This is a genomic window from Microcystis sp. M49636_WE2 (genome assembly GCF_030065375.1).
Lineage (GTDB): Bacteria > Cyanobacteriota > Cyanobacteriia > Cyanobacteriales > Microcystaceae > Microcystis > Microcystis aeruginosa_C.
The window spans coordinates 1-3,267 of sequence record NZ_JASJFG010000998.1 but is presented as its reverse complement, the minus strand read 5'-3'; the positions used below and the strand labels follow the sequence as shown (position 1 = coordinate 3,267).

At 44.0% G+C, this 3,267-nt stretch carries 5 protein-coding genes; all 5 read left to right on the top strand.

What is annotated here, in order from left to right; genetic code table 11:
* Positions 1–180: 180 nt before the first annotated feature.
* Complete coding sequence (locus tag PX484_RS22925; protein WP_002802185.1) at positions 181–531, top strand: hypothetical protein; 351 nt, start codon at positions 181–183, stop codon at positions 529–531.
* Between the two features lie 12 nt (positions 532–543).
* Entirely contained in the window at positions 544–1,371 is an 828-nt protein-coding gene (gene minC / locus PX484_RS22920; protein ID WP_043997860.1) for a septum site-determining protein MinC, read from the top strand.
* A gap of 180 nt (positions 1,372–1,551) precedes the next feature.
* Positions 1,552–2,352, top strand: coding sequence for a septum site-determining protein MinD (minD, locus tag PX484_RS22915; RefSeq protein ID WP_002802178.1), 801 nt, complete (start codon positions 1,552–1,554; stop codon positions 2,350–2,352).
* Between the two features lie 29 nt (positions 2,353–2,381).
* Positions 2,382–2,657 (top strand): cell division topological specificity factor MinE, encoded by a 276-nt coding sequence (gene minE / locus PX484_RS22910; protein ID WP_002802177.1) that lies wholly within the window; start codon positions 2,382–2,384, stop codon positions 2,655–2,657.
* An 8-nt stretch (positions 2,658–2,665) separates the two neighbouring features.
* A complete protein-coding gene (locus PX484_RS22905) occupies positions 2,666–2,854 on the top strand; it encodes a hypothetical protein (protein ID WP_002802176.1) in 189 nt (62 codons plus the stop codon).
* Positions 2,855–3,267 lie beyond the last annotated feature (413 nt).

The window sequence follows — 3,267 nt, the reverse complement described above, 5'->3', positions numbered from 1 at the left end:
TGTCAGTCTGTAGAGCGACCATAAGACCAGAACAGAGTAAATCTGTTAAGGCAGGTGCGGAACCCCGCAAGGGAAAGAAGCAGAAACCTAAATCGTGAGGTTTGGGAATCGCCGTCCGTTTTACGGCGGCGAGGATGTCAAAATTAAAGAAACATCTATACTGATAGCTGGTTAATTTTTATGAAAACTCTTGCCGATACGGACTTAAAAAGGCTAGAAGACTTAATTATCAACGGACAAAAAGCGATCGAAACTCGTTTCACGGCGATCGAGAATAGTATCGTCGAAATTAAGGCTGATATTGGCGAAATTAAAGCTGATATTAAAGAAATCAAGCAAGATGTTAAATCCCTAGAGATAGGACAGGCAAAATTAACCGAAAGAGTCGAAGGGATGGATAATCGCCTCAAAATAGTCGAGGGCAGTCAAAAAAATCAAATTTGGGCATTGATAACCATTTTAGGAGGTTCACTAATTACCGCTTCCGTCGGTTTGCTGATCGCTATTTTGCGCTTTGTCTTGTTTAAGTAAAAAATTATGGCTATGGATGAAACTAAAACCGAAATAAATCAAGAAATCGACTCAGAAACCGAAAAAATTGAGCCATCAGCCTCGGTAATAGAGAGATACGCCCAAATCCACTTAAAAAGCGAGGGTGAGAAATTGGTGCTAATTTTGCCCAAAACCAGCGCCGGGGAGACAAGTCAGGATTGGACAGATATCTTGACAGGATTAAAATATTATCTCCGTAATAGCGGCCAAAACAGCCCCGCTAGAACACCAGTACACCTACAGGCCAACGATCGCCTGATGGATACGCGCCAACTACAAGCGATCGCCACAATTTTAGACAGCGCCGAATTACCCCTACATACCATCCAAACCCAAAGAAGACAAACCGCAGTGGCAGCGGCAACTATGGGTTACAATGTCGAACAAATGCGATCGAGTCCCACGGTTTTTGGGGACGAGCAACCGCTGCCATCCCTCCTCGCCGAACCTTTGTACTTAAAAACCACCCTGCGATCGGGTGTAGAAATCCGTCACCCGGGTACAGTTATAATCATGGGCGATGTCAACCCCGGCGGATCGATCGTCGCTGATGGCGATATATTAGTTTGGGGGAGTTTGCGCGGTGTGGCCCATGCTGGATTCCGCGGCGATCGAGCAGCGGTAATTATGGCCCTGCGAATCGACTTAACTCAACTGAGGATCGCGGAATTAGTGGCACGCGCTCCGGCTTTAGCTAGTGATCGCATTGAAGCAGAAATTGCCTGTATCAGCGAAGGAGGAATCCGCATCATTGGGGCTTATAATTTTTCCAGAACCTACACCTTTAAAGATAAAGTGGGATGGGTAGAAAAAAGGTGATCAGTGACCGGTAAACAGTGATCAGTAAACGGTGATTCAGTGACCAGTAAAAATAGGGATTAACTGCGTTGAAATGAAAAACTCTATCAAACTGATAACTGATAACTGATAACTGATAACTGATAACCGGTAACTGATAGCTGATAACTGATAACTGATAACTGATAACTGATATAAATTATGGCTCGTGTAATTGTGGTGACATCGGGAAAGGGAGGAGTTGGTAAAACGACAGTAACGGCGAACTTAGGTTCAGCCTTATCTCAATTAGGCTGTCGAGTCGCCCTTGTCGATGCTGATTTCGGACTGAGAAATCTCGATTTATTGTTAGGATTAGAACAGCGTATCGTTTATACTGCCCTCGATGTGGTGGCGGGAGATTGTAGCCTTGATAAAGCTTTAGTTAAGGATAAAAGACAGGAAAATCTGGTCCTATTACCGGCGGCACAAAATCGTACCAAAGAGGCGATTACTGCCGATCAAATGAAGGATTTAGTCGCCCAATTGTCAAAAAGTTACGACTATGTATTGATTGATTGCCCGGCAGGAATTGAAATGGGTTTTCGCAATGCGATCGCCGCTGCCCAGGAAGCGATCATCGTTACTACCCCAGAAATGTCGGCGGTGAGAGATGCCGATCGCGTGGTGGGATTACTAGAAAGCGAAGATATTAAGAGTATCCGTCTGATCGTCAACCGGCTGCGGCCAGAAATGATTCAACTCAACCAGATGATCAGCGTCGAGGATATTCTCGACCTCTTGGTAATTCCCCTGTTGGGGATTATTCCCGACGATCAAAGAATTATTATTTCCACTAATAAAGGGGAACCATTAGTATTAGAGGAGAAGACCTCTCTCCCCGCCATGGCCTTTAGAAACATTGCCCAGCGTTTACAGGGTCGCGATGTGCCGTTTCTAGATTTAATGGCCGGTCAGGAAGGGTTTCTCACTCGTCTGCGTCGTCGCTTATTTGGGCCTTAAACTCTCTCATCTCAACCCCTTAACCTACTATGAATGACCTGATCGATAAACTTCTCGCATGGCGCGGTTCGGGCAAAAGTGGCGACCAAGCTAAAAAACGCTTAAAACTCATTCTAGCCCATGATCGCGCCGATCTTAGTCCCGAAATTCTCAATATGATGCGTCAAGAAATCTTAGAAGTGGTCAGTCGTTATCTTGATATCGACACCGAGGAAACCGAGTTACTCCTAGAAAGTGACCAACGAACTACCGCCCTGATTGCTAATTTTCCGATTCGTCGCATTAAACGCCGTCCTTTAACCTAGAAATTGCCATGAAAACTAAACCGATCGAGCTTTGGCTTAGTCTAGCGGTTAGTCCCTTTCTTTTATCCTACTTGGGACTACGTTCTATTAATAATTGGTTGATAGAAGTCGGGAAAGACAGCGAGGAAATCTTTCGTGGCGATCGCTTGCCGCTGCTCAATATTCCCGATCAGTTACCGGTCAAAAGTGACCAATAATCCAAGAAAAAAGTCCTTTTGCCCCCTGAAAAGAGGCAAAAATAGTGAAATTTTTGTTAAAAATCGGAAAAAATGTGATTCTTTGGCATATAATCTCATTTTTGACAAACCCTAAGAACTAATCCCGATCGATCAGTTATCAGTGATCAGTTATTGCTTTGATAGAGTTTTTCATTTCAAGGCAGTTAATCCCTATTTTCACTGATTACTGATTACTGATTACTGATTACTGATTACTGATTACTGAAATTATGAGCGTCCTTGTCCCCTCGACCGAAACCGAACAGGATATTTTCAGCACTTCCAACCTGTTTCTGCAGCAAAGACTGAAATTAATCGAAGATTTATGGAAAGAAGTCTTAGTCTCCGAATGTGGTCAAGAATTAGTCGATTTACTGGAATTACTGCGCCAT